We start from the raw sequence: 24,117 nt of genomic DNA, 5'->3' as shown, positions 1-24,117 counted from the left end.
CGCCCGCAAGCTTGTCGCCTAGAAACGCCTCCGCCAGGCTCAACTGTCCCGTCTGCTTCACAGCCATCGCGATTCCCTCCGAGCTTCCTCTCAGAGAATCACAACCAGCCAATTACGCAACAGGCCCACAAGGGGAGAAGGGAAAGCCTCCGCTCAATCGCTCTCTCTTGCGATCAGCTCCAGCGGCCAGACTTCGCGGATGATGCGTGTGCCCTCAGGGCCGGCGAATGCGGGAAGCGAAGCGAGCAGCATCTCGGCCAGCCGCCGGCCCATCGGTTCCAGCGACGGGCGGAAGGCGGTCAGCGTCGGCGAGAAGTAGCGGCAGAGCGGCGTGTCGACGATGACGATCACGGCCATGTCATGGCCCGGCTTGATACCCATCTCGGCCAGCGCCTTGCAGCCGCCGAGCGCCATCGCGTCATTGTTGAAGATGATCGCCGTCGGCGGGTTTCTGGAGCGCATTACTTGCGGCGTCACCTGGTAGCCGCCGGTCTCGTTGATGAAGCCGTCGGCGATCAGGTCGGGGTCGACCTCGATACCGTGCCGCTTCAGCGCCTTGCGGTAGCCGTCGAGGAACAGGTAGCCGAAGTTGAGATCAAGCGAAGGCCGGATGGCGGCAATGCGGCGGTGGCCGCGCGCGACCAGCCGGTCGACGGCTTCATCACCCGCCCTCTCGAAATCGATATCGAGTGAAGGATACGTGTCGCCGCCGGACTGACTTCGGCCAAGCGTGGCGAAGGGAAAGCCGGCCTTGCTGAGATACTCGATCCGATCGTCTTCCCTTCGCGTATTGGCCAACACGACCGCGTCGGCCCGGCGCGTCTCGACCACGCGGCGCAACCGCTCCTGCTGATATTGGCCCGGCTCACCCATGACGACCATCAGATCCAGGTCATGCTCGGCGAGCCGCGCCTGCAGGCCCGTCAGGAACGGGATGAAGAACGGCTCGCCATATTGCTGGTCGCCGGGATGCGGCTGCAGCATGAAGGCGATCGAGCGGGTGGCGCCCTGGCGCAGGCTGCGGCCTGACTGATTGGGCGAATAGTTCAGCTTCCTGGCTGCTTCGAGCACACGCTGGCGTGTGTCGGCATTGACGTCGGCACGGCCGTTCAGCGCGCGCGACACGGTGCCGATCGAGATGTTCAGGTGACGCGCGAGATCGTGGATGCTGGACGCCAAGGACGGATTCTCCCCCTGCCTTGGCTAGCACCGGCTGCCGCTCAGGCCAAGGCTTCGGGATGATTTTTGCAAGCAGCCGGTTGACATTCTACGCCATCGGGTGTGTTCTCGTAAACGTTTACGGAAAAACGTTTACGGTGACGCCGTGGACGCCGTGACGTCCGGTCTGGAGGGACCGGCGGAGGAGGAGCGCTGGATGATGAGGGTCGTCCTGGCCGGGTGTGGAGCGATGAGCAAGCACTGGCTCGATGCCGCGAAGCAGATCGACGGGCTCGCCATTGTCGGCCTCGTCGACCTCGATGCCGAGCGAGCCCAGGCGAGGGCGCGCGAATACGCGCTGTCCGACGCCGTCATCGGCACCAACCTCGACGCCGTCCTCGACCAGACCAAGCCCGATGCCGTGTTCGACGTCGTGGTTCCCGCCGCACGCCGCGCAGTCGCGCTTTCGGCCTTCGCGCACGACTGCCATCTGCTCACCGAGAAGCCACTGGCCGACAGCCCCGAGAATGCGCGCGCCATCGTCGAGGCAGCGCGCAAGGCGAGGCGCATCCACGCCGTCGTCCAGAACCGCCGCTATGTCGCCAATGTCAGGCGCATCAGGCGCTTCCTGGACTCCGGCGTCATCGGTAAGCCGACCAGCATCCACGCCGACTTCTTCGTCGCGCCGCATTTCGGCGGTTTTCGCGAGGAGATGGCCCATGTGCTCTTGCTCGACATGGCGATCCACACGTTCGATGCCGCGCGTTACATGGTCGCCGGCGAGCCGGCCAGCGTCTATTGCCAGGAATGGGAACCCGTGAATTCCTGGTATCGGCAGGGGTCGTCGGCCAGCGCGGTCTTCGACCTCGGCGGCGGCAAGGTCTTCACCTATGCCGGTTCCTGGTGCGCCGACGGTTTCCGCACGAGTTGGGAGGGAAGCTGGCGCATCGTCGCCGAGCGCGGCAGCCTTTTGTGGGACGGCCATGACGGGCTGAAGGCGGAGGTGATTGCGTCCGGCCGCGACGGGATCATCGACAAGACGCAGCCCATCGAAGTGCCGCCGCTCGATCCCGCCGACCGCGTCGACGGCCATCTCGGCATCATCCGGGATTTCATGCACGCGATCGAGACCGGCGCCGAGCCGGAGACGCGCGGCGCCGACAACATCAAAAGCCTGGCCATGGTCTTCGGCGCCATCGAGAGCGCGGAGAGCGGGCGGCGCGTGACAATCGCCAAGGAAGCACAATGACGGCAAACCCGCTTCTCGATATCAGGATCGGCACCATGGTGCGGGCCAATCTCGAAGATCCGGCCGCATACGTCAGACAGATCCTGCCGCTCGGCTTCGAGAGCATCCAGCCCTTCTTCTGGCAGACGCTGGGCGGCAAGGACCTGAAGCGCCTGGCGGGCGAGATCCGCGAGGCGATCGGCGATGCCGATGTGACCGTGTCCTCGATCGGGGTGTTCGGCAACCCGCTCGAGAATGGAGAGGTTGATCGCGGTGTGCTGGCGGTCTGGGAGACGGTGATCGATAATGCGCATCTGTTCGGCGCGTCGACGGTGAGCGGCTTCACCGGCCGCATCCGCGGCAGACCGCTGACCGACAGCCTGCCGCGCTTCCGCGAGGTGTGGGGGCCGCTGGCCAAGCGTGCCGCCGACAAGGGCGTGCGCATCGCTTTCGAGAATTGCGCGATGGACGGCAACTGGGCGAGCGGCGATTGGAATATCGCGCATAATCCGGACGCCTGGGAGCTGATGTTCAACGAATTGCCAAACGACAATCTCGGGCTGGAATGGGAGCCCTGCCATCAGCTTGTGTACCTGATCGATCCGATACCGCAGATCCGCAAATGGGCGCCGCGCATCTTCCATGTCCACGGCAAGGACGCGACCGTGCGCTGGGACGTCATCCGCGAGCATGGCGTGTTCGGCCGTCTGCCTTTCGTGCAGATGCGCACGCCGGGCTTCGGCGACAGCGACTGGACGCGGGTGATCAGCGAGTTGCGGCTGGCTGGCTACAAGGGCGCCATCGACATCGAAGGCTGGCATGACCCGGTCTATCGCGGCGACCTCGAGATCACCGGACAGGCGCGCGCGCTCGACTATCTGAAGCAATGCCGGGGAGGGAACAGCTACGTGCCCAATCCGGCTTGAGGCCAGATTCGATGTGAGGATTGGCCGGCGGAGGAGCCGGCCGACCGAGGACGCAGATCAATTCGAAACCCTCCATCGGGAGGGGTCTAAAAGGGAGGAACGTGCATGACGACCAGAAGGACTGTTCTGCGCTCGACCGTCGTGGCGGCTGCCGCGGCGCTCTGCGCCTCGATCTCTGCCTTGCCGGCGCACGCGCTCGACGCGCAATGGTGCAAGGACGTGCATATTCGCTTCTTCGTCGGCGGCGCCGAGGGCGACGCCTTCGGCACCATCGTCTATAATGGCGCCAAACAGGCGGCGGCCGATCTCGGGCCGAAGGTCGACTACATCTTCTCCCAGTGGGACGTCGAGAAGATGGTGCAGCAATTGCGCGAGGCGGTCGCGGTCAAGCCGCAGGGCATCGCCATGATGGGCCATCCGGGCGATGCCGCGATCATGCCTTTGGCCGAACAGGCGCATAAGGACGGCATCAAGATGATGTACCAGAACGTGCCGGTGCCGAAAGTGGTGGCGGCGTTCGGCGGCGGCTATGTCGGCGCGCAGCAGGAGCAGCAGGGCCGCGCGCTCGGCGCCGAGGCGTTCAAGCTCGGCAAGCTCAAGGCGGGCGACAAGGCGATCATGATCGGTCCGTTCGAGAACGAGAATCGCGGCGCGCGCGAGCGCGGCACGGTGGCGGCCCTGAAAGAAGCCGGCGTCGAGGTGATCCAGTTGTCCTCACCGCCGAGCGGCGAATGGGCGTCGGATCCCAACCTCGCCATTCCGGTGATCACCGCGGCGCTGCTCAACCACCCCGACGTCAAGGCGGTCGGCTACCCCGGCGGCCAGATGCTCGGCAATGTCGCGACCTATATGCAGGCGGCGGGCCGCAAGCCCGGCGACATCTTCAACTTCGGCTTCGACACCAGTCCGCAGATCGTCGAAGGCTTCAAGGGCGGCTGGGTGCAACTGACGGCCGACCAGCAGCCGTTCCTGCAGGGCTATCTGCCGATTCTCAGCCTCTGCCAGCAGGTGGTGCTGGGGCTGGCGCCGATGAATGTCGACACCGGCGCCGGCTTCGTCACGCCGCAGAACTACGAGATCGTCTCCGAGCTCGCCAAGCAGGCATTGCGTTGACCTCCCAAGCCGCCGGCCGGGATTATTGCCCGGCCGGCTGGACCGCCGGCGACGAGGCCGCCGAACAGACATTGCAAGCGAGGATCGCATGGGCGAACGCATCATCGAACTGCGCGACATCAAGAAATCCTACGGCCAGGTCTATGCGCTGGGCGGGGTCAACCTCAGTGTCGACCGCGGCGAGGTGGTCGGCCTTATCGGCGACAACGGCGCCGGCAAGTCGACGCTGATCAAGATCCTGTCCGGCGTGGTCAAGCCGACCAGCGGCGAGATCCTGGTGCGCGATAAGCCGGTCACCGGGTGGAGCGCGGCGCGCTCGCGCGACGCCGGCATCGAGACGGTGTTCCAGGACCGCGCGCTGGCCGTGCAGCAGACCATCGTACGCAACATCTTCATGGGCCGCGAGCTGACCAGCTTCATGGGCTGGCTTAAGGTCGACAAGGAGATCGAGGAGGCGAGCCGGCTGATGCGCGAGATCGGCTTCACCTCGAAAGTGTTCACGCCGCACTCGATCGTCGGCCAGCTTTCCGGCGGCGAGCGCCAGGGCGTGGCGATCGCACGCGCCATCTACAAGCAGGCGGAACTGATCATCCTCGACGAGCCGACGACGGCGCTGTCGCTGACCGAGACCGCCAAGGTCTTCCATTTCGTGCGCCAGGTGCGGGCGAGCGGCCGCTCGATCCTGTTCATCGGGCACAACATCCACCATGTCTTCGACATTGCCGACCGCTTTGTGGTCCTTGACCGCGGCAAGGTGGCGCTCGCGACCGACCGCAACGAGGTCAAGTCGGCAGAAGACCTCATCAACTTCATGGAAGACGTAGCACACCCCGGCGGATTGCCGGGACTGCATGAGGACGCGGAGCAGGGAGCGCAATGAGCAAGGCGATGGAACCCGATCTGCAAACGCCTTTGGGAACGGCAAGCGGCAAGGTAGCCAAGGGACCGGCCAAGGAATGGAGCCATCCGTCCAATCACTGGCTGCGCGGCTTCGTCCTCGACAACCGCGCCTCGCTCGGCACGCTCGCCGTGTTCATCGTCATGATGGCGGTGTTCATGATCGCCAACCCCACCGTCTTCACAACCTGGTATCTCTACAGCTCCGTGCTGACGACGCTTCCCGTGGCGCTGTTCGTTGTGGTGCCGCTGGTCTTCGTCGTCACCTGCGGCGAGATCGACCTGTCATTTCCGGCGACAATGGGCTTTGCCTCCTGGGTCTTCGCGCTGGTCGTGCAGGCCGGCTACGATCCGTTTATCGGCATTGCGGCGGCGCTTCTTACCGGCACGCTGCTCGGCTTCCTGGTCGGCTCGCTGGTCGTCTATGGCGGGCTGTCGTCGCTGATCGCCACGCTCGGCATGAACTTCCTGCTGCGCGGGCTGATCCAGATCATCAACGAAGGCAGGTCGACGGCGCTGACCGGCCTTGCCGACAGCTCGGCCTACAAGATCTTCTCCAGCCAGGTCTGGGGCATCCCGGTGCAGGTCTTCTGGGCGATCGCCTTCGTCGTCTTCTCGGCGCTGCTCTACAACCGGCATCGTTTCGGCGCGCAGGTGAAAGTGGTCGGGGACAATCCCGACAGCGCCAGGCAGATGGGTATCGACGTCAAATGGGTTCGGGTGAAAGTGTTCGTCTTCGTCGGCATCGGCGCGGCGATCGCCGGCACCTTCTCGGTGATGATCAATTTCACCTGGTGGCCGACGGCGGGCGACGGCTATCTGCTGCCGGTGCTGGCCTCGGTGTTCGTCGGCGGCACGCCGACCTGGGGCGGCATCGGCACGGTGGTCGGCGGCGCGATCGGCGCGGTCACGGTGTCGTTCATCCAGACCGGCGTGGTCGCGGCGGGCCTCAGCGGCTTCTACGTGCAGTTCTTCAACGGGCTGATCATCATCCTGTCGCTGCTCGGCCATAAGTGGAACCAAGCAAGGTACAGGTGAGGAGGCCGGTCACACCGGCGCGACAAAACCGTCCAGCACGCGTTTCTGGCCGGCCTTGTCGAAATCGATGGTGAGCTTGTTGCCGTCGATCGCCGCGATGTTGCCGTTGCCGAATTTCTGGTGGAAGACGCGGTCGCCGACATTGAAGGCGGACGGCGTGTCGGCGACGGATTTGGCCACCAGCTCGCCCTCGATGGTGCGGCCTTTCACGCTGGTGCGGCCGGCGCCGTAGCCTGAATCGGTCTCGCCATAGCCGATACGCTCGACCTGGTGGCCGGAGCGCGTGCCCCAGTTGCGGTCGGTCGCCTCGGTGCGGTTCGCCTGCGCGCGTTGCCAGCCGGGCGTGGCATAGGTGTTGGAGAAGCTGCCCTGGTCCTTGGCGCCGATATTGTCGAAGCGCGAGGCGCCGTAGGGGTTCTGTCGTCCGCCGCCGCGGCCGGAGGCGAACGAGCCGCCGCCATAGGGATTGCCGTAGCCGCCGTAGCTGTTGCCGCTGTCGGCGATATCAACATGAGTTTCGGGCAATTCGTCGACGAAGCGCGACGGGATCGTCGATTGCCACAGGCCGTGAATCTGGCGGTTGGAAACGAACCAGATATGCAGGTTCTTCTTGGCGCGCGTCAGGCCGACATAGGCGAGCCGGCGCTCTTCCTCGAGGCCGGAGCGTCCGCCTTCGTCCAGCGCGCGCTGATGCGGGAACAGGCCTTCCTCCCAACCAGGCAGGAAGACGGTCTCGAATTCGAGGCCCTTGGCCGAATGCAGCGTCATGATCGAGACCGCATCTTGCGACTCGCCCTGCTCGGCCTCCATCACCAGCGCGACATGCTCGAGGAAGGAACGCAGCGATTCATACTCCTCCATGGAGCGGATCAGCTCCTTGAGGTTTTCCAGCCGCCCGGGCGAATCCGCCGAACGGTCGTTCTTCCACATGTCGGTGTAGCCGCTTTCCTCCAGGATGGTCTCGGCAAGCTCGGTATGCGGGGTGGTTTCTAGCGCCTTCTGCCAGCGCTCGAAATTGGCTGCGACCTCGCGCAGCGCCGCGCGCGGCTTCGGCTTCAGCTCGTCGCTTTCGGCGAGCGTTGCGGCGGCCTCCAGCATGGGGATGCGCATGGCGCGCGCCGTGTCATGGATCTGGCGGATGGTGGCTTCGCCCAACCCGCGCTTCGGCACGTTGACGATGCGCTCGAAGGCGAGGTCGTCGCCGCCATTGGCGACGACGCGGAAGAAGGCCAATGCATCGCGGATTTCCAGGCGCTCGTAGAAGCGCGGGCCGCCGATGACGCGGTAGTTCAACCCCAGCGTGATGAAGCGGTCTTCGAAGGCGCGCATCTGGAAGGAGGCACGCACCAGGATCGCCATGTCGTTAAGATTGTGCTTCTGCCGCTGGTAGGCCTCGATGGCGTCGCCGATAGCGCGGGCCTCTTCCTCCGAGTCCCAGGCGGCGTGGACGTGAACCTTGTCGTCCTCGGGGTCGTCGCGGTCGGTGAACAGCGTCTTGCCGAAGCGGCCCTCATTGTGGGCGATGAGGTGCGAGGCCGCGCCCAGAATATGCGCGGTGGACCGGTAGTTGCGCTCCAGCCGGATGATGGTGGCGCCCGGAAAATCCTTGTCGAAGCGCAGGATGTTGTCGACCTCGGCGCCGCGCCAGCCATAGATCGACTGGTCGTCGTCGCCGACGCAGCAAATATTTACGGAGCTGGCTCCAATCTCCCCCCTTGTGGGGGAGATGTCGCCGGAGGCGACAGAGGGGGGCGCTGTCCCTCCGGCCTTTCCGCCTGAAAGATTGGAGGCGTCGCGATCCTTCGCGCCCCCCTCTGTCCTGCCGGACATCTCCCCCACTTGGGGGGAGATTAGCCTGCCGCCGGCGTCAGCGCCTTTGCGCCCAGAATTAGGCCTCTGCGCCAGGAGCCGCAGCCACATGTATTGCGCGGTGTTGGTGTCCTGGTACTCGTCAACGAGGATGTATTTGAACCTGCGGTGGTATTCCTTCAGCACGTCCGGATAGGCGCGGAAGATGCGGATCGGGTGATAGAGCAGGTCGCCGAAATCGCAGGAATTCAGCGTCTGCAGCCGTTCCTGGTAGGCCTTGTAGAGTTGGCGGCCCTTGCCGTTGCCGAAGCTGCGCGCATCGCCTTCCGCGATTTCGTCGGGGCCAAGGCCCTTGTTCTTCCAGTTGTCGAGCATCTGGGCGAAGGTCTTGGCCGGCCAGCGCTTGTCGTCCAGCCCTTCGGCCTGAATCAGCTGCTTGATCAGCCGCACCACGTCGTCGGTGTCGAGAATGGTGAAATCCGATTTCAGCCCGGCGAGCTCGGCATGTCTGCGAAGCAGCTTCACGCCGATCGAGTGGAAGGTGCCGAGCCAAGGCATGCCCTCGACATTGCCTTCGCCGATCAGGATGCCGATGCGCTGCTTCATCTCGCGCGCGGCCTTGTTGGTGAAGGTGACAGCCAGGATCTGCGAGGGAAAGGCCCTGCCGGTAGCAAGGATGTGAGCGATGCGCGTGGTGAGCACCCGCGTCTTGCCGGTGCCCGCGCCGGCCAGCACCAGAACCGGGCCTTCGGTCGTCTCGACGGCGAGCCGCTGCTCCGGATTCAGGCCCTTCAGATAATCGGGCACGCCGTTCTGGCCGCTGCGGGCGGCCATGGCGCGCGCGGCTATGCCGAATGGAGCCGCTGCCGGCCGCGCATTCGGTTCATCGAAAAAAGGCATGTCTTCGGAAAAGCCCGACATCGCTCCCGAATGTAGTGATTCGGCAGCGAAAGACCAGAACTGTCTACGTTTTGTTCTAGTTTCGCGTGTCTGGCCCCAACTTGACAGCCGGAGCGGGTGAGGGAAAGCTGCCGGCAGGGCAGGGACGGCTCGCCGTCGCCTCAGAGCGGCCGCGAAGGCGCAACAGTCGAAGGAGCACCGTCTTGGCTGTCACCATCACCTCCCTCGTCCTTTTCCTCATCGGTCTCATTCTCGGCGGCGGCGGCATCTGGCTCATCGCGCTGGGCGGCAGCTGGTACTACCTGATCGCCGGCCTGATCTTGCTGATCACCGCCTGGCTGCTTTTCAGGCGCCGGTCGACCTCGCTCTGGCTCTACGCGCTGTTCGTTCTTGCCACTTTATGCTGGGCAGTGTGGGAAATCGGCTTCGACTGGTGGCAGCTCGGCCCACGCGGCGGCGTCATCGTGCTGATCGCCTTGTGGCTTTTGACGCCGTGGGCAAGGCGGGGGCTGCGGGGGCCGGACGGACGCGCGCCGCTGATCCTGGCCGTGCTCGCCTCGCTCGCGGTCGCCGGTTATTCGATGACCGCCGATCCCATGGATATCGGCGGCACGCTGGGCACCGAAAAGGCGGCGACGGCCGCCAATCTCGGCGGCGACATCCCGGCCGGCGAGTGGCAGTTCTACGGCCGCACGCCCTTCGGCCAGCGCTATTCGCCGCTCGACCAGATCACGCCGGACAACGTCGCCAAGCTGCAGCCGGCCTGGACCTATCGCACCGGCGACGTGAAAGGCCCCGACGATATCGGCGAGACGACCTATCAGGTGACGCCGCTGAAGATCGGCGATGCGCTGTTCATTTGCACGCCGCATAATTTCGCCATCGCCATCGATGCCGCGAGCGGCAAGGAGAAGTGGCGCTACGATCCGAAGATCAAGCTCGACCCCAACCGCCAGCACCAGACCTGCCGCGGCGTGTCCTATTATGCCGATGCCAAGATCGCCGCCGGCCAGCCTTGCGCCGCGCGCATCTATCTGCCGACCTCCGACGCCCGGCTGATCGCGCTCGATGCCGCGAACGGGCAGGTGTGTCCGTCCTTCGCCGAGGCCGGCACGCTGAACCTGATGGCCAACATGCCCTATCCGAAGTCGGGCTATTACTATTCGACGTCGGCGCCGCTGATCGTCGGCGGCAAGATCATCGTCGGCGGCGCGGTCAACGACAATTATTCGACCGAGGAACCGTCCGGCGTCATCCGCGCCTTCGACGCCGGCACCGGCGCGCTCCTATGGAATTGGGATTCCGGCAATCCGGACGTGACGACGCCGCTGCCCGCCGGGCAAACCTACACCCACAACTCGCCCAACATGTGGTCGACGGCGAGCGCCGACGAGAAGCTGGGACTGCTCTACGTTCCGCTCGGCAATCAGACGCCGGACCAGCTCGGCATGGGCCGCAGCGCCAATGTCGAGAAATTTTCCTCCTCGATCACCGCGCTCGATCTCAACACCGGGCAATTGCGCTGGGTACGGCAGACCGTGCATCACGATCTGTGGGACATGGACGTGCCGGCGCAGCCGTCGCTGGTCGACATCACCACGGCGAGCGGCGTCGTGCCGGCGCTGGTCGGGCCGACCAAGCAGGGCGATCTCTACGTGCTCGACCGGCGCACCGGCGAGCCGATCATTCCGGTGAAAGACGTGCCGGCGCCCGGCGACGCGGTCGAGGGCGATCATGCCTCGCCGACGCAGCCGGCCTCGGACCTGTCCTTCAATCCCAAGCCGCTGACCGGTGCCGATATGTGGGGCATCACCATGTTCGACCAGCTGGCGTGCCGGATCGAATTGAAGAAGCTGCGCTATGAGGGACGCTACACGCCGCCTTCGCTGCAGGGCTCGCTGATCTATCCCGGCAATTTCGGCGTCTTCAACTGGGGCGGCGTCGCGGTCGATCCGGTGCGGCAGGTGATGTTCGGCATGCCGACCTACCTCGCCTTCACCTCGAAGCTCATCCCGCGCGCGGATGTGCCGCCGCCGGGCGACACCAAGGGCAGCGAGCAGGGGCTGAACCGCAATGAAGGCGCGCCTTACGCGGTGGTGATGGGACCGTTCCTGTCGCCGCTCGGCATTCCCTGCCAGGCGCCGCCCTGGGGCTATGTCGCCGGCGTCGACCTCAAGACGGGAAACATCGCCTACAAGCACCGCAACGGCACTGTCTACGACATGACGCCGCTGCCTTTGCCGCTCAAGGTCGGCGTTCCCGGCATCGGCGGGCCGATGATCACGGCTGGCGGCGTCGCTTTCCTAGGCGCCGCGGTGGACGACTATCTGCGCGCCTACGACCTCACCACCGGCAGGCAGTTGTGGCGGGCGAGGCTGCCGGCGGGCGGCCAGTCGACGCCGATGACCTATACGGTGGCCGACGGCCGCCAGTTCGTCGTCATCGTCGCCGGCGGCCACGGCTCGGTCGGCACCAAGCCGGGCGATTACGTGATGGCCTACACGCTGCCGAAATAGGACAGGGCGAGGCCGGCCTGCTACGAAAGCAAGAAGCCGGCCAGCAGGACGGTCAGGAGAAGCGACGCGGGTACGGCGAGAAGCCAACGAGCCTCCAGGACACTGTTCCGATAGTCTTTCATTTTCTCGCTCCAACCTTTTAAGACGGCTCCAGCGCGTAACCCGCCAGCGCTGGAGCCTCTGCTTTGTGCTCAACCGCTGTAGCGGGAGCTTCCGGCAGTGGGTCAACGGAGGGTCGGTTGGTTCGTTCCTGGCGCAAGTCCCCAGTCGGGCTATCGGTTCCGACTGAAGTCGCACATCACAAGCATTGGTCCCAAGGACGAAACATATAGCCCACTGTCTCATTGTGTCCCCGACTGGCGGACATGAGTCCCTTCATCGCCAGTTTATGGATGTCCGTCACCCCCAGGATGGCGGGCATCCGTTAGGGGCGGGCAGGAGGTGGACGGTGTCGATTTCCAATGAGTTGCGGGACGTCAGCATCCGTTACGAGTGCCGTAACTGCCACTCGCCGATCCATCAAAACCGGTTCATGGTTCAAGGCGGTAAGCATCTTCAGGTACGATGACTGCAAGACCAAATTGCGCCTTGGCTACTCGGCTAAGCTGGCCCTTTTCCAAAGGCACTGCCAGTCGGCGTAGGTCGGGAGCTCTCGCCGACATTGGACAATGGTCGCGGCGGCATCGACGTTGATGACCTGATCGCACTGTCCTTTGTCACGTCGGATGAGCGTTAAGGAAAATACGAAATGGGACCGGAGGCGTCAGCGATATTGGTTTTGCTTTCGTGCAGTCCGGGGTGGGCTTGTCGGCCACTCGAAATCGCGCCTCAAGTCTACTCCGCCGATGAATGCAAAGCGGCCTTGGCGGATCGTTTGGCTAAGTCCCCTGTCGGCGAAGTTATTGGCCGATGCAGGGAGGTTGACGCCACGGTTACCGATTCGCCGCCGCCTGGATATTCCGCCCTAACAGTCACCCGAGGCACAAAAACTACGAACTATCTTGTTCCCCATAAGGTGGACTAAGCGGCTTCGCCAGTGGGAGGCCTTCGGTCGTCAAAAGCGGATCAGCTTTGCCGTCGAAAGGCCGAGCCGCTCAAGAGCGGTTCGGAATGCTTCAAAGCCCGAGATGACCCCGCAAGCTGGGCACCTGGTCCAGCACCTGGTTGGTCAGATCAGGGCCGGCGGCAACCTCGGCCTGCTTGATCAAGGTCTCGCCGGCCTGACGGATCTGCGCCATGTCGAGGCCGGACGCCTTGAGCGCGGCGATGCCGTTGATCAGCGCGCCGGCCTTTTCGCCGAGCACGCCGCCCAGCGCGCCCTGCAGCGACGACAGAAGTCCGCCGCCCGAATTGGCCGTCGTACCGGCGGCCATCACGTCATATTTCTGGGCCAACTCACCGGCGCCGGGGATCTGGTCGAAGAAGGACGAAATGCTGGTGCCTTCAGCCTCATGCTCGAGCACGGAAAAAATGGTGCCGACAACCTTCTCGGTGGTCGGCTCGTCGAGGCCGGCCTTCGAGGAAACGGTGTTGATGATATCCTGGATCTTCATGGCATTCCCCTTTTCGTCATTCGTTTCGGTAGGGCGCTCAGGCAACTTCACGTCCTAATGTGACAGCACCATCAAGCCTTTCGGAAATGACCAAAATGTGATGAATCGCGCTGGCTTGTCGGCGCGACGGCGGGTTGGCTCCACCAGGGTTCCGCCCATATGGGTCGTCACCGGGGCGTGACTGGACCATGCGATACTCGACCCTATCTTGCGGTCCACCGCCAACCGTCGAGGAAAATCATGACCAGCCCCGTTGCCAAGCCCGTCGTCACGCAGCCTGTCATCACGCAGGCGATGATCGATGCCTATGACGAATACACGCATCTGACGCTCGACCGCCGCCGCTTCATGGAGCAGTTGACGAAGCTGGCGGGCTCGGGTGCCGCGGCGGCGGCGATCGCGCCGATGCTGGCCGCCAATTCCGCTCAAGCGGCGATCGTCGCCGAAGACGACAGCCGCGTTAAGGGAGGGGACATCACCTATCCCGGCTCAAGCGGCGAGATGAAGGGCTATCTGGTCAAGCCCGCGAACCAGTCAGGCAAGCTCGGCTGCGTCATCGTCATCCACGAGAACAGGGGGCTGAACCCGCATATCCGCGATGTCACCCGGCGCGTGGCGCTGGAGGGGTTCATCGCGTTGGCGCCGGACTTCCTGTCGCCGCTTGGCGGAACGCCCTCCGACGAGGACAAGGCGCGCGACATGTTCACCAAGCTCGACGTGGCCAGAGTCGCCGCCGACGGCGTGGCGACGATCGCCTATCTCAAGGGCCTCAAGGACGGCAACGGCAAGGTCGGTGCGGTCGGCTTCTGCTGGGGCGGCGGCGCGGTGAACCAACTCGCCGTCCATGCGCCCGACCTCAGCGCCGGCGTCGCCTATTACGGCATGCAGCCCAAGGCCGAGGACGCTCAAAAGATCAAGGCGCCGCTGCTGCTCCACTATGCCGGGTTGGACGAACGCACCAACGCCGGCATTGGCGCCTATAAGAAGGCGCTCGACGCCGCCCATGTCGAATACAAGGTCTATGTCTATGAGGGTGCCAACCACGCCTTCAACAACGACACCTCGGCCGCGCGCTATGACAAGAAAGCCGCCGATCTCGCCTGGGGCCGGACGATTGCTTTCCTGAACGAGAAGCTGGCATAGCCCCGAGCGGTCCAGAGCAATTCCAGGAAGAGTGACGAACGGCAACCTTTCAAAATCCCTGTGTCGGGTAACCAGGGCGTTTCACCGTTTCACGGAACGGCGCCGGGGATTGGCTGAAGCCGCCCCAACCTCGTCATTCTATGGCGGAGCAAGGAGCGAAGCGACGCGGCGCAGACCACAGAATCTATGCCGTGACTTGGAAGCGCCGCCACGGTGCGGAATTCTGCTCCGTTGCACGCCTTGGCGAAGGTAACGGCATGGATTCCAGGGTCTTCGCGACGGAGCTTCGCTCCTGCTCCGCCCTGGAATGACGATCGCGATGGGCATTTCGGCCAATCTCCAACGCATGCCACTTGCCAACGCAAACAGAGCTGATCTGTCAATCTCTGTGCAGTGCCACTAGGCATTTGCTGCGGGTTTGTGGAAAGCCACCCCGGCGATCACCAGCGCAATGCCAAAGCAATCGGTGAGGCTTGGCACCTGGCGCAGCACGATGACGCCGATCAGCGTTGCGGTGAGCGGCAGGAGCGAGAGCATCAATGCGAAGCTCGCGCGCGGCAACCTCGCCATGGCGAGCTGGTCGCAGATGTAGGGGATGACCGAAGAGCAGATGCCGACGCCGATCGCGGCGCCGAGCAGCTGCGGCGACGCGAAGGCGGGCAGCGCCTCGCGAAAGCCAATGGGCAACACGGCGAGGAAAGCGACCGCCATAGCGGCGCCGAGGCCACCGATGCCGATGCCTGCCTGGGCGACGCGGTGACCGATCACGATGTAGCCGACGAAGAGGGCGCCGTTCAAAAAGGCCCAGAACAAGCCGACCGGATCGCTGGACCATTTCACGTCGATGAGCAGCAAGGTGCCGACAACGGCAATGGCGAGCGCGGCAAAGTTACGCCGGCTGCGCAGGCCAACCAGCGCGACCGCGATCGTGCCGACGAATTCGATCGCCGCCACCAGGGAGATCGGCAACCGGTCGAGCGCCAGATAGAACGAGCAGTTCATCACCGCCAGGCAGATGCCGAATGCGAGCAGCAGAAGCCGCTGAGCGCGATCGGCGCCGGCAAAAACACGCCAGGGCCTGGTCAATGGGGCGAAGATGAGAGCGGCGGTGGCGATGCGCAGCCAAGCCATGCCGAGCACGCCGACCTGAGCGAAAAGCAGCACGGCGAAGGCCGGCCCGAGATAATGGAACACGGCGCTGACGCAGAACCAGACATGCGGCGGCAACGCGTTGGCCATTCCAGCAAGCATGGTGGGGCCGGCGAGGGCGGGGTGCGCATCGGCGGCGGTCCGGTTTGCAGCTGGAATTTGCGTTTGCGTTTTCATGCGAGCATTATCGCAGGCGAAACTCGCGGATTACATATGTGATGAATGGCCTGATTGGACGGTTTGCTTTCTGATGGAAGAGGTTTGGCTTGAAAAACCTTCGAAGTGAAAATGTCGATCTGGACGCGATCGATCTGAAGCTCCTGCGGTTCCTGGAAAAGGATGCGCGCATCAGCACTGCGGAACTGGCGCGCGCGGTCGGGCTTTCGGCGCCGAGCGTGGCGGAGCGCATCCGCAAGCTGCAGGATAACGGCGTGATCGAAGCCTATACGGTCAGGATCAATCCCGCCGCTCTCGGCATGAAGCTGTCGGCATGGCTCAGAATCCGGCCGGTGCCGGGACAGCTTTCCGTTGTGGCGGACATCATCCGCGAGCTGCCGGAAATCGCGCAATGCGACCGGGTAACCGGCGAGGATTGCTTCGTCGCGCTCGCCCATGTCGGCTCGGTGAGCGAGCTCGAGCGGGTGATCGACCGGATCATTCCCTATGCGATGACCAACACCGCTATCATCCAATCGTCACCGGTCGAGCCGCGCTCGCCGCTGGGCGGGTTCAAGCAGCCATGATTCGGCGGTTATGACTCGGCAGCTATGGCTGGTCAGGGAGGATGAGGCAGCGACGATGGATCAAGCGTGGCCGCGCTTCATGCGCGCCTGCTTCAGAATAACGCGCCAGCGGATCATGTCGAACGGGATGGGTTCGTTGTTGTTGGCGATGTGGAAGATCTCATTGTTGACGTTCTTCAGCGATCGCCAGAAATCATAGTCGGTGATGCGTGGATCGGCCGCCAACCGTTCCACTTCGACCTTGATGTCGGTTTTCATGCACTGTCCTCGCACCGCATTACGCCAGCCGCCCCCGCGCAAACCCGGTACGGCGGTTTTCGAACGCGCCAGTGAGTCGTTCAACGGACTCAACCGACTTGTTCACGTTAAAGCCTTGGTAAGGTTAACGCGGGCGTCCGAGTTTTCAAGCGCCCATGCGCTTGATGCCGATCGAGCGGCCGGCGCGCTCCGGCATCGGTAACGCTGTATGGGCGGCGCGCATGGCCTCGACCTGGGCCATCACATCGGCGGGGAAGGGAGCGACCTTCGGTCCTTCCATGTCGACATGCAGCGACAGCGATTCGGACGTCGCCGCCAGCCAGCCGTCGACGTGGCGGATTTCCTGATAGGCACGCAGCCGCTTCTCGTCATGATCGATCAGCTGGAACGAGACGTTGACCTTGTGGTCGAGGTGCAACTCCTGCACGTAGCAGACGTGAACTTCGGCCGTGTAGATGGTGAGGCGCCGCTCCTTGGCGTAGTTCGGCCCCATGCCCATCAGCTCGAACGCCTGGTCCGAGCAGCGGTCGAACAGGACGTTATAGTAGGCCATGTTGAGATGGCCGTTATAGTCGATCCATTCCTTCTCGATCGCCATTGGGCCGGAAATGATCGGTGCGGGGATCGTCATTTTGGTTTTCCTCGATGGTCGCTGGACAGGGCGGACGGAAGGCTACAAGTGAAGTGGCCGAGCCTAATCGCTTGGCACTTTTCCTAGGATTGCTTTAGGCATCATTCATAGCTGCACTACAAGCGCGGCCGCTGGTCCATTCGCGGAGGAATTCATGGCTTTGAGCGACCTCAACCCCGTCGAACGCAACGAGGAAGGCATCGCCGCGGTGCTCGGCATCCTCAAGCAGCGCTTCGGCGAGCGCTTCCAGACCGGCGAGGCGATACGCGGTCAGCACGCGCACACCACCACCTATATCCCGACCCAGGCGCCGGACGGCGTCGCTTTCGTCGAAACGACCGCGGACGTGCAGGAGATCGTGCGCGCCTGCGCCGCACACCGCGTGCCTGTCATCGCCTTCGGCGTCGGCTCCTCGCTCGAGGGCCACACCAATGCGCCGGGTGGCGGCATTTCCATCGACACGTCGCGCATGAACCGGATCCTCGCTGTCAACCCGCAGGACCTTGACTGCACGGTCGAGCCCGGCGTGACGCGCGAGGACCTCAACCGGCACCTGCGCGACACCGGTCTGTTCTTCCCGATCGATCCTGGCGCCAATGCGTCGCTGGGCGGCATGGCGGCGACCAGGGCGTCCGGCACCAACGCGGTGCGCTACGGCACGATGCGTGAAAACGTGCTGTCGCTGACCGCCGTCATGGCCGACGGCGAGACGGTGACGACAGGCAAGCGGGCGAAGAAAAGCTCGGCCGGCTACGACCTGACGCGGCTTCTGGTCGGGTCGGAAGGCACGCTTGGCGTCATCACGTCGCTGACGCTGAGGCTGCAGGGCATTCCGCAGGCGATCTCCGGCGGCGTCTGCCCGTTTCCGAGCCTCGAGGCCGCCTGCAACACGGTGATCGCGACCATCCAGATGGGCATCCCGGTGGCGCGCATCGAACTGGTGAACGCGCTGCAGATGCGGGCGATGAAGAACTATTCCAAGCTCGACTATCCGGAGAGCCCGTGCCTGTTCGTCGAGTTCCATGGCAGCGACGCCGGCGTCGCCGAGCAGGCCGAAACGTTCGGCATGATCGCCGGGGAGCAGGGTGGCGGACCGTTCCTGTGGACCAGCGTCGCGGAAGAGCGGACAAAGCTCTGGAAGGCGCGGCACGACGCCTATTGGTCGTCACTGACGCTGCGCCCCGGCGCCAAGGGGCTGTCGACCGACGTCTGCGTGCCGATCTCGCGGCTTGCCGAATGCGTCACTGCGACCGAAGCCGACATTGCTGAGATGGGGCTGATCGCGCCGATCGTCGGCCATGCCGGCGACGGCAATTTCCATGTGCTGGTGCTGATGGATGTCGACAACCCGGCCGAGATCGCGCTCGCCGAGAAATTCGTCGCCAGGCTCAACATGCGCGCCATCGCCATGGAAGGCACCTGCACCGGCGAGCACGGCATCGGCCAGGGCAAGGTTGGTTTCCTGCGCCACGAGCTCGGCCATGGCGTCGATGTCATGCGCACGATCAAGCAGGCGCTCGATCCGCTGAACATCATGAACCCGGGCAAGATCCTGCCCGCGGCGGGCTGATCCGCCGGCCGGCGGCTATCCTCCCACGCCTTCGGCCAGCTTCTGCAGCATCGGCCGTGTCGGCGCGAAGAAGGTCGTGCCGGTATGCGGGGTCGAGAAGTCGAGCAGCCGGTCGTAGGCGCCGGGGGGCTCGCCGACATACATGCGCTGCAGCATCTTCTCGATCACCCACAGATAGCGCGTATAGCCGATGAAATAGGTGCCGAACTCGTTCTGACCCGGGCGGCCGAACGGCATGTTGTCGCGCAGGATGTCGTATTCATTGCCGGCGTCGTCCTCGATGGTGGCCAGCGATTTGTGAGACTTTCGCGGCTTGTCGTCGTCATCGATCTCGATGTTGTCGATCTTGGTGCGGCCGATGATCTCTTCCTGGACATACGTCGGCGTCTCTTTCCAGGCTGACATGTTGTGCAGGTATTTCTGCACGACGACGTAGCTGCCGCCGGCAAAGTCGCCGTCCTCGTCGCCGATCAAAGCAGAGGCGGGCAGGTCGAGGCCGGTCGGATTTGCGGTGCCGTCGACAAAGCCCAGGAGGTCGCGCGCGTCGAAATAGCGGAAGCCGGACACCTCGTCGGCGACGGTCACGCTGCCGGCCAGGCGGTCCAGCAGGATGCGCTCGAGCTCGAAGCACATGTCGGGCCGCTCAGCGCGGATGTGGAACAGGAGATCGCCCGGCGTCGAGGGCGCCGAATGCGCCGAGCCCTCGATCGGCGCGAAGGGTTTCAGCTCGCGCGGCCGGCGGCCGGGCGACAGACGGTTCCAGAGCGCGGCGCCGATGCCGGCGATGCAGGACAGGCGGCCCGACAAGTCGCGGAAGCCGACATTCTTGACGAGATCGTCGAGCTCGCCCAGCACCGAAGCGACATTCGAAAGCGCGGCCTCGTCGCTGCCGACGGTCACAACAAGGAAAATCGCAGCCGTCGACAGCGGAGCGTCAACGCTCTGCGCGTCGATCGGCACTCTGTCCCAGTTCTTGCCTGACATCGGGAACGCTCCGTATTGGGTTCGGATTTTGGGTGGTCACGAACGTGACCGGATAGGGCAGGGATTCGCAAAAGAGATATCGCGAGCGTGAGCCTTCGCGCAACTGGAGACGTTGGCCGTTGCCGCGCGTTGAATTGCCTCTTTATCGACACGCGGATGCGGGTAGAGTGCGGCTGACTTTCAACCCGGGAAACAGATGCTCGCCCGCCTGTTCGTGATCTTCGGTGGCCTGTTCGTGCTGGTGCTGTGCGCGGCGCTGGTGGTGCCGTATTTCATCGATTGGACGGGTTACCGGGGCGATTTCGAGCGCGAGGCGAGCGCCGTCCTCGGCCGCAAGGTGACGGTGAAGGGCGACGCGACAGCGCGGCTGTTGCCGTTTCCGTCGGTGACCTTCTCGAATGTCGAGGTCGCGGGCGGGCCGGAAGGCCAGCCGGCGATGACGGTCGAGACCTTCTCCATGGATGCGGAGCTCGCGCCGTTCCTGCGCGGCGAGGTGCTGATCTTCGACATGCGGCTGGTGCACCCGAAAGCCGTCATCAATATCGCCGGTGACGGCACCGTCGACTGGACGCTCCGGCCCTCGGCTCCCTTCGATCCGGGCCAGATCGCGATCGAGAAGCTGTCGGTGAGCGAAGGGCAGATCGAACTGCGCCATGCCGCCGGCGGGCGCAGCCACCTGATCTCGGAGATCAACTCGACGATTTCGGCCAAGGCGCTCACCGGCCCATGGCGGATGGACGGAACGCTGCGCTTCGATGGCCTGCGGGCCGACGTCTCGGCTTCCACCGGCAAGGTGGAGCCGGACGGCCAGATGCGGCTTCGGCTGAAAGCGGATCCCGATGCCTATCCGCTGATCATCGAAGCCGACGGCAATGCCGGCATCGTCAAGGGCGCCGCGGTCTATTCCGGCCAGTTCAAGATTTCGGGCGACGACAGGAATTCGGCCCAACTGCGCGGCAACGAGGGCGAGCCGGTCAAGGTCAGCACCGGCAAGCCGGACCCGGGCTTCCGCCTGAACGGCAAGTTCGCGCTCGACCACCAGAAGCTCAATGTCGACGAGTTCCGCTTCGAGACCGGGCCGCTCGACAATCCCTATACCGCCGACGGCAAGGCATCGGTCGATCTCGGCCTGAAGCCGCATTTCTCGGTCGAGGCCAGCGGGGCGCAGGTGCAGTTCGACGAGGCCGTCGGCGGGGCCGCCGGCGCCGGCTTCACGCTCGACCAGCGCATTGCGGCGTTCGAGCGGACGCTGCAGCACATGCCGAAGCCGACCATACCGGGCAAGGTCGAGGTCAGGCTGCCGGCTGTGGTGGCGGGCGACACGACGGTGCGCGACGTGCGGCTGTCGGCAGAGCCCGCCGAAGGGGGCTGGTCGGTCAAGTCGCTTGCCGCGACGCTGCCGGGCCGCACAACGCTCGAAGCCGACGGCATGTTGAGCATCGAAGATCATTTCGGCTTCACCGGCTCGTTGCTGCTGGCCGTCGGACAGCCTTCCGGCTTTGCCGCCTGGCTGTCGAAGGATGTCGACGAGGCGATCCGTCGGCTCCCGGCGGCAGGCTTCAAGGCCAAGGTCGATCTCAGCGAGAACCGGCAGTCGTTCAGCGATCTCGAACTCATCCTCGGCAAGGCGAAATTTTCGGGCAGCATCGATTCCAGCCAGCCGGACGGCGCCAGGCCATCGGTGCTGATGCGGCTGACGGGCGGCGAGATGGATCTGGACGGGCTCGCGGCCTTCGCCTCGATCTTCATCAGCGACAAGGGCGCCAACCGCTTTTCGGATCGCGATCTCGATTTCCAGATCAAGGCGGGTCCGGTCAGCGCCGGCGGGTTCAGCGCCGATAGTGTCGACACGGCGCTGCGGCTGCGCGAGGGCCTGCTCGAGATCGACCGGCTCTCGATCGGCGGCCTGGCCGGCGCCTCGATCAGCGCCACGGGCCGGATCAAGGATTTCCCGCAGAGCCCGACCGGCAAGCTCAACGCTTCCGTGGTGGCGGTGGATCTCAAGCCGCTGATCGATGTCGCGGCCCAGCACTATCCCGGCAATGGCGCGCTCAAAGGCCTGGCCAGCCGTGCGGCGGCCTATCCCGAGCTGTTCCAGGACGCGCGCATCGATCTCTTGACCAGCGCCGCCGACAATGGCGACGGCACCACGGGCCTGGCGCTCTCGGCCCAAGGCAAGGCCGGCGGTTCGGCCTTTTCGGCTTCGCTTTCCGGCAAGGGAACCGCGGACAAGCTCTCCGAGGCGCCGGTATCGATCACCTTCAACGCCCGCAACGACAATGCCGCCACGCTGCTTGCGCTTTACGGCCTGCCGGCGCTGCCGCTCGGGATGCTCGGCCATGCCAACACCGAGGTCTCGGCGAAGGGCTCGGTCGCCGGCGGTCTCGCGACCAGCTTCAACCTGACGGCCGACGACTTCAGGGCAAGCTTCGACGGAACCGTCGCCGAGACGGCGCAAGGCCCCACTGCAAAAGGCAAGGTCAATCTTAGTGCCGCCGATATCGAGCCGTGGCTGATGACGACGGGGGTAGGCCTGCCCGGCATGGGAACGGGGACGTCGACGTCGCTGGCGGCCGATGCCGATTTCGGCAATGGGCTTCTGGTGCTGAGCGGCCTCACCGGTTCGATCAACAAGGCGGCGGTGTCCGGCGACGTCAACATCGACGCCAAGGATGGTCTGCCGCATCTTGCCGGGGCGCTGGCGCTCGACGAGCTCGACCTCGATCCGCTGACGGTCTCGCTGTTCGGCGACCAGTCTTTCGCTGCCGCCAAGGGCGGCTGGCCGACGACGCCGTTCAGCCAGAAGTCGACCTTGCCGTTCAACGCAGACCTCGATCTCAACACATCGGCGCTCGCCGTCGGGTCCTTCGCCAGGGCGCGTGACGCTTCATTCTCGCTGAAGCTCGATCGCGAAGGCATCCACGTCTCGGACCTCAAGGCGAAGCTTTACGGCGGCGATTTGACCGGCCTGTTCGACCTGAAGAACACGGAGGGCACCGGCCTGTTCTCCGGCCAAATGAGGCTTGCCGGCAGCGATCTTTCCGCAGTCCTGCCAGGCGCCGGCATCGGCGGCAGGGGCGATCTTTCGGCGGCGTTGTCGACCAGCGGCAAATCCGTCGATGCCATGATTGCGGCCCTGTCCGGGTCCGGCACCGCGGCGCTGAAGGGATTGAAGGTGGACGGCATCAATCCGGACGGCTTCGGCGCCATCATCGCCAAGGCCGATGCGATCGGACGCGATATCGACACGGCCAAGACCGCGGAGTTCGCGCCGCAGATCGCAAGCGACGGCAGCTTTGCCGCCGGTGACACCGATGTGGCCTTCACCGTCGCCAACGGCACGTTGCGCGTGCCGCCGATCAGCCTCGACAATCCCGGCGCGGCCTTGTCCGCCGACGTGACCGCCGATCTCAACACAAGCACCGTCACGGCAAAGGGGACGCTGACCTATCGTCCCGGCGAGGAGGCACTGGTCGGTTCCGAGCCGGCCGTCAATTTCAGCCTGGCCGGCCCGCTCGGGGCCGCGCCCCAATTCGACAGCGGTCCGCTGGCGCAGTTCCTGACGCAGCGTGCCTTAGAGAAGGAGCAGCAGCGGGTCGAAGCGATGCAGGCGGCGCTGCTCGAAAAGCAGCGGCTGCGGCGCGAGGTGCGCTATTACACGGCGCTGCAGACGGAGCGCGACAAGGCGGCCGAGGAGTTGCGCCGGCAAGAGGAAGAGGCGCGGCAGAAGGCAGAGGCGGAAGCCAAGGCGAAGGCCGAGGCTGAAGCGCAGGCACAGGCGGAAGCCGAGGCAAAAGCCAAGGCCGACGAAGAGGCGAGGGCGAAGGCGGAAGCCGACGCCAAGGCGCAGGCGGAGGCGGACGCCAAGGCCCAGGCCGAAGCGGACGCCAAGGCCAAGGCCGATGCGCAGGCGAAAGCCGAGGCCGAGCAGCGTTCCGCGGACGAGGCGGCCAAGGCGCAGGCCGAAGCCGATCGCAAGAAGGCGGAGCAGGAGAAGCTGGAGGCGGAGCGCAAGGCGGCCGAGCCGAAGACCGACCGGTCGCTGCCCGGTGTCAACGGCGGTGCGACCTCGGCGCCGGCAAAGCCGAAGGCCAACCCGTTCACGATCGACAATCTGTTGAAATCGCTCGACGGCGGCTGAGCTTTTCGCAGCGCGCGGAGCGGGGCTAGTTTCCCAGCACCGGGATTTGGCCGGTCGGCTCTGTTTGCGTTGGCAGGTCGCATGCCTTGGAGATTGGCCGAAACGCCCATCGCGGTCGTCATTCCAGGGCGGAGCAGCCGCGAAGCGGCGTCGCGGAGACCCTGGAATCCATGCCGTTACCTTCGCCAAGGCGTGCAACGGAGCAGAATTCCGCACCGTGGCGGCGCTTCGAAGTCACGGAATGGCAACTGTGTTCATGCGAATGCGGTTTTGTCGCGAATGATAGCGTTGAGGACGACCAGGAGCTTCCTTGCGACGGCGATGATAGCGAGCTTCTTGGAGCCCGACCGGGCAGCAAGT

17 protein-coding genes are annotated in these 24,117 nt (G+C 64.6%); 10 read left to right on the top strand and 7 right to left on the bottom strand.

The genetic code is table 11. The features are described from left to right. Positions 1 to 153: 153 nt before the first annotated feature. On the bottom strand, positions 154 to 1,179 hold the full coding sequence (locus CK219_RS30345; RefSeq protein WP_095770152.1) for a LacI family DNA-binding transcriptional regulator: 1,026 nt from the start codon (positions 1,177 to 1,179) through the stop codon (positions 154 to 156). A 196-nt stretch (positions 1,180 to 1,375) separates the two neighbouring features. On the opposite strand from CK219_RS30345, the gene CK219_RS30340 reads away from it, so the two are divergent. From CK219_RS30340 to CK219_RS30320, 5 genes are all read left to right on the top strand, one after another. Beyond that, the gene (locus CK219_RS30340; protein WP_095770155.1) at positions 1,376 to 2,407 is read left to right on the top strand and encodes a Gfo/Idh/MocA family oxidoreductase; all 1,032 of its coding nucleotides are present in this window, start codon (positions 1,376 to 1,378) and stop codon (positions 2,405 to 2,407) included. Then, positions 2,404 to 3,312 carry a sugar phosphate isomerase/epimerase gene (locus tag CK219_RS30335; protein ID WP_095770151.1) on the top strand — a complete coding sequence of 303 codons (909 nt, stop codon included), beginning with the start codon at positions 2,404 to 2,406 and terminating at the stop codon, positions 3,310 to 3,312. Before CK219_RS30340 ends, CK219_RS30335 begins: the two co-directional genes overlap by 4 nt. 105 nt (positions 3,313 to 3,417) lie before the next feature. Then, positions 3,418 to 4,425, top strand: a complete 1,008-nt coding sequence (locus tag CK219_RS30330; protein WP_095770150.1) for a substrate-binding domain-containing protein — start codon at positions 3,418 to 3,420, stop codon at positions 4,423 to 4,425. A gap of 88 nt (positions 4,426 to 4,513) precedes the next feature. After that, positions 4,514 to 5,305, top strand: a complete 792-nt coding sequence (locus CK219_RS30325; protein ID WP_095770149.1) for an ATP-binding cassette domain-containing protein — start codon at positions 4,514 to 4,516, stop codon at positions 5,303 to 5,305. Beyond that, the gene (locus CK219_RS30320) at positions 5,302 to 6,360 is read left to right on the top strand and encodes an ABC transporter permease (RefSeq protein WP_095770148.1); all 1,059 of its coding nucleotides are present in this window, start codon (positions 5,302 to 5,304) and stop codon (positions 6,358 to 6,360) included. The genes CK219_RS30325 and CK219_RS30320 overlap by 4 nt, the downstream gene beginning before the upstream one ends. A gap of 9 nt (positions 6,361 to 6,369) precedes the next feature. On the opposite strand, the gene CK219_RS30315 is transcribed toward CK219_RS30320, so the two are convergent. Beyond that, entirely contained in the window at positions 6,370 to 9,090 is a 2,721-nt protein-coding gene (locus CK219_RS30315; protein ID WP_095770147.1) for a UvrD-helicase domain-containing protein, read from the bottom strand. 182 nt (positions 9,091 to 9,272) lie between these two features. Here CK219_RS30315 and CK219_RS30310 point away from each other — a divergent pair, with 182 nt between their 5' ends. Continuing rightward, the gene (locus CK219_RS30310; protein WP_095770146.1) at positions 9,273 to 11,585 is read left to right on the top strand and encodes a glucose/quinate/shikimate family membrane-bound PQQ-dependent dehydrogenase; all 2,313 of its coding nucleotides are present in this window, start codon (positions 9,273 to 9,275) and stop codon (positions 11,583 to 11,585) included. Between the two features lie 1,115 nt (positions 11,586 to 12,700). Here the strand turns inward: CK219_RS30310 and CK219_RS30300 are convergent. Further along, positions 12,701 to 13,138, bottom strand: coding sequence for a hypothetical protein (locus CK219_RS30300; protein WP_095770154.1), 438 nt, complete (start codon positions 13,136 to 13,138; stop codon positions 12,701 to 12,703). A gap of 240 nt (positions 13,139 to 13,378) precedes the next feature. Here CK219_RS30300 and CK219_RS30295 point away from each other — a divergent pair, with 240 nt between their 5' ends. Then, positions 13,379 to 14,281 (top strand): dienelactone hydrolase family protein, encoded by a 903-nt coding sequence (locus tag CK219_RS30295; protein ID WP_095770144.1) that lies wholly within the window; start codon positions 13,379 to 13,381, stop codon positions 14,279 to 14,281. Between the two features lie 399 nt (positions 14,282 to 14,680). On the opposite strand, the gene CK219_RS30290 is transcribed toward CK219_RS30295, so the two are convergent. Next, complete coding sequence (locus CK219_RS30290) at positions 14,681 to 15,532, bottom strand: DMT family transporter (RefSeq protein ID WP_095770153.1); 852 nt, start codon at positions 15,530 to 15,532, stop codon at positions 14,681 to 14,683. 164 nt (positions 15,533 to 15,696) lie between these two features. On the opposite strand from CK219_RS30290, the gene CK219_RS30285 reads away from it, so the two are divergent. Further along, positions 15,697 to 16,173, top strand: coding sequence for an Lrp/AsnC family transcriptional regulator (locus tag CK219_RS30285; protein WP_095770143.1), 477 nt, complete (start codon positions 15,697 to 15,699; stop codon positions 16,171 to 16,173). A gap of 60 nt (positions 16,174 to 16,233) precedes the next feature. Here CK219_RS30285 and CK219_RS30280 read toward each other — a convergent pair whose 3' ends face one another. Both CK219_RS30280 and CK219_RS30275 read right to left on the bottom strand, forming a co-directional pair. After that, the gene (locus CK219_RS30280) at positions 16,234 to 16,431 is read right to left on the bottom strand and encodes a hypothetical protein (protein WP_095770142.1); all 198 of its coding nucleotides are present in this window, start codon (positions 16,429 to 16,431) and stop codon (positions 16,234 to 16,236) included. Between the two features lie 145 nt (positions 16,432 to 16,576). After that, entirely contained in the window at positions 16,577 to 17,062 is a 486-nt protein-coding gene (locus tag CK219_RS30275) for a thioesterase family protein (RefSeq protein ID WP_095770141.1), read from the bottom strand. 154 nt (positions 17,063 to 17,216) lie between these two features. On the opposite strand from CK219_RS30275, the gene CK219_RS30270 reads away from it, so the two are divergent. Next, positions 17,217 to 18,632: an FAD-linked oxidase C-terminal domain-containing protein gene (locus CK219_RS30270; RefSeq protein WP_095770140.1), complete on the top strand. Its 1,416-nt coding sequence runs from the start codon at positions 17,217 to 17,219 to the stop codon at positions 18,630 to 18,632. Positions 18,633 to 18,647: 15 nt separating this feature from the next. Here CK219_RS30270 and CK219_RS30265 read toward each other — a convergent pair whose 3' ends face one another. Beyond that, positions 18,648 to 19,616 (bottom strand): Dyp-type peroxidase, encoded by a 969-nt coding sequence (locus CK219_RS30265; protein ID WP_095770139.1) that lies wholly within the window; start codon positions 19,614 to 19,616, stop codon positions 18,648 to 18,650. 196 nt (positions 19,617 to 19,812) lie between these two features. Here CK219_RS30265 and CK219_RS30260 point away from each other — a divergent pair, with 196 nt between their 5' ends. Further along, positions 19,813 to 23,757 carry an AsmA-like C-terminal region-containing protein gene (locus tag CK219_RS30260; protein WP_095770138.1) on the top strand — a complete coding sequence of 1,315 codons (3,945 nt, stop codon included), beginning with the start codon at positions 19,813 to 19,815 and terminating at the stop codon, positions 23,755 to 23,757. Positions 23,758 to 24,117 lie beyond the last annotated feature (360 nt).

Origin of the sequence: Mesorhizobium sp. WSM4313 (genome assembly GCF_002294725.1) — a bacterium.
In the GTDB taxonomy this organism is placed as follows: Bacteria; Pseudomonadota; Alphaproteobacteria; order Rhizobiales; family Rhizobiaceae; genus Mesorhizobium.
This window is presented reverse-complemented; position numbering and strand designations above follow the sequence as displayed.

What these genes read in the sequence shown, in the direction of transcription:
- CK219_RS30340 (WP_095770155.1), top strand. Translation starts at nt 1,376, where the DNA reads ATGATGAGGGTCGTCCTGGCCGGGTGTGGAGCGATGAGCAAGCACTGG.
- CK219_RS30335 (WP_095770151.1), top strand. Translation starts at nt 2,404, where the DNA reads ATGACGGCAAACCCGCTTCTCGATATCAGGATCGGCACCATGGTGCGG.
- CK219_RS30330 (WP_095770150.1), top strand. Translation starts at nt 3,418, where the DNA reads ATGACGACCAGAAGGACTGTTCTGCGCTCGACCGTCGTGGCGGCTGCC.
- CK219_RS30325 (WP_095770149.1), top strand. Translation starts at nt 4,514, where the DNA reads ATGGGCGAACGCATCATCGAACTGCGCGACATCAAGAAATCCTACGGC.
- CK219_RS30320 (WP_095770148.1), top strand. Translation starts at nt 5,302, where the DNA reads ATGAGCAAGGCGATGGAACCCGATCTGCAAACGCCTTTGGGAACGGCA.
- CK219_RS30315 (WP_095770147.1), bottom strand. Translation starts at nt 9,090, where the DNA reads ATGTCGGGCTTTTCCGAAGACATGCCTTTTTTCGATGAACCGAATGCG.
- CK219_RS30300 (WP_095770154.1), bottom strand. Translation starts at nt 13,138, where the DNA reads ATGAAGATCCAGGATATCATCAACACCGTTTCCTCGAAGGCCGGCCTC.
- CK219_RS30295 (WP_095770144.1), top strand. Translation starts at nt 13,379, where the DNA reads ATGACCAGCCCCGTTGCCAAGCCCGTCGTCACGCAGCCTGTCATCACG.
- CK219_RS30290 (WP_095770153.1), bottom strand. Translation starts at nt 15,532, where the DNA reads ATGCTTGCTGGAATGGCCAACGCGTTGCCGCCGCATGTCTGGTTCTGC.
- CK219_RS30280 (WP_095770142.1), bottom strand. Translation starts at nt 16,431, where the DNA reads ATGAAAACCGACATCAAGGTCGAAGTGGAACGGTTGGCGGCCGATCCA.
- CK219_RS30275 (WP_095770141.1), bottom strand. Translation starts at nt 17,062, where the DNA reads ATGACGATCCCCGCACCGATCATTTCCGGCCCAATGGCGATCGAGAAG.
- CK219_RS30270 (WP_095770140.1), top strand. Translation starts at nt 17,217, where the DNA reads ATGGCTTTGAGCGACCTCAACCCCGTCGAACGCAACGAGGAAGGCATC.
- CK219_RS30265 (WP_095770139.1), bottom strand. Translation starts at nt 19,616, where the DNA reads ATGTCAGGCAAGAACTGGGACAGAGTGCCGATCGACGCGCAGAGCGTT.
- CK219_RS30260 (WP_095770138.1), top strand. Translation starts at nt 19,813, where the DNA reads ATGCTCGCCCGCCTGTTCGTGATCTTCGGTGGCCTGTTCGTGCTGGTG.